Origin of the sequence: Streptomyces sp. NPDC058525 (genome assembly GCF_042719495.1) — a bacterium.
Classification (GTDB): Bacteria; Actinomycetota; Actinomycetes; order Streptomycetales; family Streptomycetaceae; genus Streptomyces.
This window is the reverse complement of record NZ_JBHXNP010000184.1, coordinates 1-7,304: the sequence shown is the minus strand read 5'-3', so window position 1 is coordinate 7,304 and position 7,304 is coordinate 1. Positions and strand designations below refer to the sequence as shown.

The 7,304-nt window shown below is 70.2% G+C and carries 7 protein-coding genes and 1 pseudogene; 6 read left to right on the top strand and 2 right to left on the bottom strand.

What is annotated here, in order from left to right; translation table 11 throughout:
- The 5 genes and pseudogenes from ACFWP3_RS41170 to ACFWP3_RS41150 all read left to right on the top strand — a co-directional run.
- Positions 1–2,482: pseudogene (locus ACFWP3_RS41170) on the top strand (hypothetical protein); the annotation flags it as partial.
- A gap of 13 nt (positions 2,483–2,495) precedes the next feature.
- Positions 2,496–3,116 (top strand): pentapeptide repeat-containing protein, encoded by a 621-nt coding sequence (locus ACFWP3_RS41165; protein ID WP_384231972.1) that lies wholly within the window; start codon positions 2,496–2,498, stop codon positions 3,114–3,116.
- 61 nt (positions 3,117–3,177) lie between these two features.
- Positions 3,178–4,152 (top strand): hypothetical protein, encoded by a 975-nt coding sequence (locus tag ACFWP3_RS41160; protein ID WP_384231970.1) that lies wholly within the window; start codon positions 3,178–3,180, stop codon positions 4,150–4,152.
- Positions 4,153–4,162: 10 nt separating this feature from the next.
- Positions 4,163–4,960, top strand: a complete 798-nt coding sequence (locus ACFWP3_RS41155; RefSeq protein WP_384231967.1) for a hypothetical protein — start codon at positions 4,163–4,165, stop codon at positions 4,958–4,960.
- 10 nt (positions 4,961–4,970) lie between these two features.
- Positions 4,971–5,411: a GNAT family N-acetyltransferase gene (locus tag ACFWP3_RS41150; protein ID WP_384231965.1), complete on the top strand. Its 441-nt coding sequence runs from the start codon at positions 4,971–4,973 to the stop codon at positions 5,409–5,411.
- Between the two features lie 39 nt (positions 5,412–5,450).
- On the opposite strand, the gene ACFWP3_RS41145 is transcribed toward ACFWP3_RS41150, so the two are convergent.
- A complete protein-coding gene (locus ACFWP3_RS41145; RefSeq protein ID WP_384231963.1) occupies positions 5,451–6,026 on the bottom strand; it encodes a TetR/AcrR family transcriptional regulator in 576 nt (191 codons plus the stop codon).
- Positions 6,027–6,132: 106 nt separating this feature from the next.
- On the opposite strand from ACFWP3_RS41145, the gene ACFWP3_RS41140 reads away from it, so the two are divergent.
- Positions 6,133–6,588, top strand: coding sequence for a nuclear transport factor 2 family protein (locus tag ACFWP3_RS41140; RefSeq protein WP_384231961.1), 456 nt, complete (start codon positions 6,133–6,135; stop codon positions 6,586–6,588).
- 252 nt (positions 6,589–6,840) lie between these two features.
- Here ACFWP3_RS41140 and ACFWP3_RS41135 read toward each other — a convergent pair.
- The coding region (locus ACFWP3_RS41135; RefSeq protein WP_384231959.1) for a TetR/AcrR family transcriptional regulator at positions 6,841–7,304 on the bottom strand (464 nt) is incomplete at its 5' end.

Sequence of the window (7,304 nt, the reverse complement as noted above, 5' to 3'; positions counted from 1 at the left end):
CAACCTCGCGACGCTCGACGAGAAGGTCAAGCTGATCTCCTCGGGCGGTGCGGCGGTCGCGACGAAGACCTCGGACGTCCACACGAGCTTCGGCGCGATCCAGGCCTTCTACCAGGCTCCGGAGGCTGACCAGCTGTTCGCGACCACGAAGCCGGTCTCGGATCTGGGGCTGAAGCTGAGCTCCGACATGTGCACGATCGCCGGCGCGCTGGGCACGTACTCGCGCGATGCCGCTCCGGTCATCAAGAAGCTGGAGAGTCTGAAGGCGGAGGCGCAGGCCTTCCGCGAGAAGACGGACAAGGACGAGAAGTGGCGTGAGGACGGTGATCTGATCGACGAGAACCTCGATCGCCGTAACAAGATCGCCGAGGTGTGGGCCGAGTTCCAGGATGTGGAGAAGGCCTGTCACGCGAAGATCGTCGCGTTGGTGGGCGGGAAGCCGCTGAAGACGGATGACGGTTCGCACGGTGAGGGCATGTACGGCTATGACGCCGAGGTGCTCAAGCAGTCGAAGTCCCTGCCGTGGGGTGATGCGGTGGAGGAGTCGATTCCGGGCTGGCAGGTGTGGGAGCACGCCTGGGAGTTCGGCAAGGGCTTCTTCGTGGACGGTGTGTGGGGCACCCTCAAGGGCCTCGGCGGCCTGGTCGGACTCCAGGGCTGGGACACGTTCAAGCAGTCGTGGACCGGTCTCGCAAAGCTGGGCACCGGTCTTGCGATCATGTCCATACCCGGCGCCGGCCCCCTCTTCCTCGCCGCCCCCGACGACAAGCTGCCGTCCTGGCTGCGTGAGTCGCGTACGGCGATGAAGGAGACGGGCAAGGCGCTGCTGGCCTGGGACCAGTGGGGTTCGAACCCGGGTCGTGCGGCGGGTGCGGTGACCTTCAACGTGGTCACGACCATTGCCACGGGTGGTGCGGGCGGTGCGGTGTCCGGTGCGGGCAAGGCCGGTGCGGTCGCGAAGGCGCTGTCGCTGGCCGGCAAGACGGGCCGGGTCGTGGACCCGATGACGTACATCATGAAGGGTGCGGGCGCGGGGATCACGAAGGCGGGCGATGTGATGGCCGGCCTGAAGGGCCTGGGCAACATCGAGATCCCGAAGCTCGACACGGATGGTGCGTTCGCCCTGCCGGAGGGTTCCCTCAAGCTTCCCGACGGAGCGATCCAACTGCCGAAGGGCACGGCGGTTCCGGACGGTGCGATCAAGCTTCCGGACGGCAACGTCAAGCTCCCCGAGGGCACCACCACCCTGCCGCCCGGCACGGTGAAGCTGCCGTTCGAGGACAGCGCGGCGAAGTACGTCGACGGCGACGGCAACCTCTACAAGGAGGACGGCAGCGTCCTCCAGCGCGGCGACGAGTCCCCGGTCGAGCAGCCGGGCAAGCCCCCGGCCAAGCCGGACACGGACGCTCCCCTCCACGCCACACCGGGCAAGGACCCCGCCAAGCCGGACACGAACGCCCCCCTGCACGCCACCCCGGGCAAGACCGAGCCCCCGATCAAGACCGAGCCTCCGCTCAAGACCGAGACCCCGGTCAAGACCGAGACCCCGGTCAAGATCGAGACCCCGATCAAGGTCGAGGCCCCGGAGCGCGTCCTGGCGACGGTCGGCGGCCGCGCGGACGACGGCGCCCACCTGGGCTCCCACCTCTCCGACCCGTTCCGCCCAGCCGACGACCTCCCCGGCCCCCGCCCGGACACCAGCCCCGGCGGCAACGCGTACGACCACGGCAGGGGCCCGTCCGCCAGCCACGAACCCCCGACCGGCCCCGGCCGCACGGACGGCCCGTCCACGGGCGGCGGCCACGGCGACACCACCCCGGGCAGCGGCGGCCCTGGCGACACCCCTGGCGGCGCGGGCGGCTCGGACGGCCCTTCCACGGGCTCCGGCCACGGCGAGAACACGCCACCCGGCACCGGCCACACCCCGGGCTCCCACCCGGAGGGCCCTGGCGGCAACGGTCTCCCCGAGTCGTCATCCGGGCCTGCTCCCGCGCTCACTCCGGAAGGACAGGCTGCGCACGCCCGGCATTTGGAAGGCGTCGAGCAGCGCCACACGGACGACTTCGACGAGATGAAGCAGGACCCCGACCACAAGGGGAAGGTGAAGCCGTCCGAGATGGACGAGGCGCGCCTCGCCCTCGACATGCGTGAGAAGGGAACCCTCCCGGCCGACATTCAGCGACCGCCCGGGGCGAACCAGGGCGACCTCTATTCGCCGGGTTCGGGGGAGTTCTACGACATCAAGGGCGTCCACTCTGACTGGCCGCCGCTCAACAACGTTCGCGACAAGACGCTCCCATTCAAGGGCGCGTACAATCCGGCAGATAATCAGGGGTGGATCCGCAAGCTGAAGGATCAGATCGAAGCAAAGGGCCGCGTCGTCATTCTCGACACGCGCAATGCGAATCAGGCGGCGATCGATGACCTCGAAGCCATAGTGAAGCAGAACGGTTGGAGTGATCGCGTTGTCTGGTATCCGTGACAATGGCCGCAGCGTGAAGACGCTCCCGGCCGACGCGGAAGCTACCGCCGTCCTGAATGAGTGGGCTGCGGAGGACGATTCCCTGTTGGACGTGGCCGGGCTCGATCTGAGCGGGGCGGACATCTCCGGCGCCGATCTCGCCAACGGGCTGTTCACGGAGTCCGTCCTCCGCGACGTCAACCTGTCCGGGGCTGACCTTTACCGATCCCATCTGGAGGGGGCCGAGCTCACCGGGGCGGACCTGTCCGGGGCCACGCTGGTGAAGGCCGTACTGGACGGATCCTCGTTGGTCGGTGCGAATGTGGACCGAGCGGACCTCGGAAGTTCGGAAATGTGGGCGGTCGATGCCCGAGGAGCGTCCTTCCGAGAAGCGAAACTCGATGCGGCGGGATTGCTCGACGTGAAGCTTCAGGGCGCGGATCTGTCGAACGCGAGCGTGCAGCAGACGTCGTTCCAAGTCGTCATGGATGAACAGACGGTGGTATTGGGGCTGACGGGAACGGTGTTCGGTCCGGCTTCGGTCGTCGAACGAGGCGAACTGCGGGAGATCTCCGGAGCCGATCTCGAAGTATGGCTCAACAGCCGAGGCGCACGCGTCCAGGTCCTGCTTCCTCAAAGGCCGCAGGGAAAGTGACCCCGCCGCGTCCCGGCGACGGTCGGCGGCCGCGGCGATAACGCCGTCCAAAGGACATGTTGTGATCACCACGGACCCCGTGGGCGAATGGTTCTGGGAGACGAGTGTTGACGTCCTCCAAGGGCAGGGTGCGCGTCGGGCGCTTCAGCTCTTCGGCCGGCTCCGGTCCCTCGGGTCCGATCTCGGTCTCGTCGACGGCTGGGGTCATGGGGGAGTGAGCGTGGTCACCCTGAAGGCTCCGCGGCACGTGCGGTACGAGTGGGAGGGCGTCGGGCCCCTCGACCGTGCGGTGGAGGCGGCCGAGGGCCGGTTCGGCGAGGACGCCACGCTCCACCTGTGGAGCGTGCTGCCCGGCGAATGGCTGGACGCCGACGGCGCGGCCCGCCGTTCGGAGCGGCTCTTCGCGCTGCGTCTGCTCGTGTGGCCCCAGGGGCACGCGGGCGTCTCGCTGGCGGCGTATTCCGACGCCTGGATGACTCTGGACCTACGGGAACGCCCGCAGCCGGAGGTCGCCGCGGCCAACGCCCCCCGTCTGGCGGCTCTGCTCGGAGCCGTGTCCGGGCTGCTCGGTGCCGAGGTCGAACCCGGCGATCCCACCTACTTCGGCCGGCCCACCGCTTCCGGGTTCGAGGATCTGGCGGACGAGGGAACGGACTACGCCGACCCCTGGAGCACGTTCGCCGTACCGGCCCGATGGCAGCGCATGCTCAACCTCCTGCCGAAGGGGTACGAGGAGCAGTCGTACGAGACGTTCACCGAAGGCCCGGTCCGGTACGTCGAGGTCCGCAGCGGCGGTCGCACCGTCGGCCACCTCTGGGCGGGGACGGACGATAACTCCGCCGGATACGAGCCTCGTACCGCAGCCGGAGACATCGCCTTCACCGCCGGTGTGCCGCTCCTACAGGAGTTCGCCAAGGCACGTCAGGCCGGGACGCGCTCGCTGGACGCTCTGCGGGCGGCCGCGTCGTCGATGCCCGGAGCAGTCGTCCAGGACATCGAATCACTCGATGCCCTGCAGGAGTTGTCGGCCCACTAGCGGACGTGACATGAGTGACCGTGGTGTGAGTGACCGGGCGGCGGTGCGCGTGCTGGAGCGTCTGCGGGCCGTGGAGTGGGACGGGGAGTGGGACGACGTGCTCGCGCGCGTCATGTCCCGCCGCCTGCTGATGCGTGAATACCTGCGGCGGGCCGGGCTGTGGGCGCAGGCCTGCTCGGCCGGGGCGGCGTGGCCGTTCTTCGACGTCGTCGAGTACGTGGACCCCGCGTTCCCGCCTCCGACGGACGAGGATGCCGCTCGCATCCGCGGCCTTCTCGGCCGGACCATCGTCATCAGCCCCGTCCTGCGGACCCTGACCGGTGCGGTGCGGCTGGCGGAGTTCCGGGCGCGGCGCCCCGATGCCCTACCGGACCTGCCCGACCTCTACGAGCCGCTCCTGCTCTTCTACGAACGCGGCGGCGCGTTCCTCCAGGACCACGCCGGGTCCCTCGACCTGACCGGGGTGCAGATGCGCCCCGGCGCACCGGCGGGCCGGGCCGCCGACATCCCGCTGAGCTCCCTCGACCCGGCGCTGCTCGACGCCGTGGACGCCGAAGGGCGCATCACGTACTACGGCGCGGCGGAGCGGCAAGGACCCGCGCTGCGGCGGCGGGTGGTGCGCGGCGTGCCGTACGACGAGGCGTTCGGGCGGGAGGACGGTACGGGCTGGGAGCCGGCCGGGAGGCCGCTGCCCGCGTCCCCGGAGAAGGCCGCGGAGTTCGGGGTGGTGTGGCTGGACGAGATGGAGGCGGCCGCCCTCATCTGGGCGGCCATGGCCGGCTCCTGCGGGACGCCGCCCGCACGGTAGCGTGGCGAGCATGGGGGACTGGGAGATCAGGCCGGCCTCGGTGTCGGACGTCGAGGACGTGGCCGAGCTGCGTGCGCAGGTGCTCCGCGCGGATCTGGAACGGCTCGGGAGGTACGACGAGCAGCGGGTGCGGCAGCGGCTGCGGGACGGGTTCGACCCCGCCCACACCTGGGTGATCGAGGTCGGCGGTGCGTTCGCCGGCTGCGTGGCGCTGCGACCGGCCGAGGACGCCCACTGGCTGGAGCACTTCTACCTCGCTCCGCGTCTTCAGGGCAGCGGCATCGGGTCGGGCGTACTGCGGCGGCTGCTGGAGCGGTGTGATCGCCGCGCCGTCCCCGTCCGGTTGAACGTGCTCCAGGGCAGTGCGGCCCGACGGCTGTACGAGCGGCACGGGTTCTCCGTGGAGGCCGAGGACCCGGTGGACGTGTTCATGGTCCGCAAGCCGGGCTGAGGCGCGCCCGACTGCTCGACAGCTCAACGGGTCGGCTGGTCAACGGGAGTTGATCAGCCGTGCCGCGACCTCCCGGGCCCGGAGGGCCGGCATCGGGCCCGGCTCCAGGGCCGCGACCACCGTGGCGCCCTCGACCAGGATGAGGAGCTGCTCCGCCAGGGTTTCGTCGTCCGGGCCGGCCAGGTCGGCGAGGAGGGAGCGGAGCCGTGCCTTGTGGCGGCGTACGACGTCCAGGATGGCTGCCGGGCCGGCCGCGCCCAGTTCCCCGTACGCGTTCAGGAAGGCGCAGCCCCGGAAGTCCGGCTCCGAGAACCAGGCCGCCAGCCAGTCGAACACCGCGAGGACAGGGGAGGCCGGGGAGACCGGGGAGGCCGGACGGGTCGCGGGGTCCGGGGGTGACACCGCCTCGCGCAGGCTCGTCATCCAGCGCTCGTCGCGGCGCTCCAGGTACGCGGTGACCAGGGAGTCCTTCGCCGGGAAGAGGCGGTAGAGCCGCTTGAGGGGGACTCCCGACTCCGTGCGGATGCGGTCCATGCCGACCGCCTGGATGCCGTCCGCGTAGAACAGCGCCTCCGCCGCGTCCAGGAGGCGGGTGCGGGCCTCTTCATCGTCCATGGGGGAAGGCTAGCCCAATTCCGGTTGTGTTGAGAACGACCGTTCTCTAAGGTGAGAACGAGCGTTCTCCATGTTCTCCATGCGTCGAGCACGAGAGGGATCCGTCATGACCACAGATGCCGCAGCCGCAGCCGCAGCCGAAGACCCCGCCCCCGTACGTCCACCCCTGCCGCCCTTCACCGAGGAATCCGCCCGCGCCAAGGTCCAGGCCGCCGAAGACGCCTGGAACAGCCGGGACCCCGAGCGCGTGGCCCTCGCGTACACCGAGGACTCGCAGTGGAGGAACCGCGACCGGTTCCTCACCGGGCGCGCCGAGATCCGGGAGTTCCTCGCCGCGAAGTGGGAGCGCGAGCTCGACTACCGGCTGCGCAAGGAGCTATGGGCGTACACCGGCGACCGCATCTCCGTACGCTTCGAGTACGAGTGGCACGACGCCTCCGGCCAGTGGTGGCGCAGCCACGGCAACGAGCAGTGGGAGTTCGACCCCGACGGGCTGATGAGGCGCCGCGAGGCCAGCATCAACGACGTCCCCATCGCCGAAGCGGACCGCCGGCTCCGCTGATCCGGGGCCTCTGCCGTGCGCCGCGATGTGCGCGCTCGGCCGTGCCGAGGGCGCAGACGCCCAGGCCGGCCGGTCCTTGTCGGATGACCGCGGGGCCTGCGGCAGTGCAGCGTGGCCGGCTCATCCGCGCGCTACCTCGCCCGGCAGCTGAAGCGCGAAGTCGCGCCCCGACTGCCCGCCGCCCCGCCGGCCCGCCGGTCATCGCCGGCGAGGGGGCCGGCTGACGGGTGGGCCGTCCGGGCGCGGCCGGGTCTATACCGCCTCGTGGGCCTGGGTGATGAGGTCCGTCGCGACCTCCAGGGCGGCCAGGCGGGTCTCCTCCGGGTCGCCTTCCACGTGCTGGAGGTACATCAGGCCGGCGTGCAGTGTGAACAGGGCGCTCACGCACCGGACCTGGTCCGTCAGCGGGCCGTCCTTGGTGCGGAGCAGCTCCACCAGTTCGAACATCCAGTTCTTCATGGTTTCGCCGATGCTCAGGTCGCGCATGGTGGCCTGGTTCTCCTGCATGAAGCGGAAGAGCTGGGCGCCCGCGCCCATCGATTCGCTGTAGCGGCGCAGGACTTCCCGCTTGGTCTCCAGGGTCGGCGGCTGGCCCTGCGCCCAGGCGATGAGTTCGTCGATGGGCCGGGTCAGGTCCGCGAAGACGCTGACGATGATGTCTTCCTTGGTCTTGAAGTGGTAGTACAGCGCCGCCTTCGTGACCTCCAGCCGCTCCG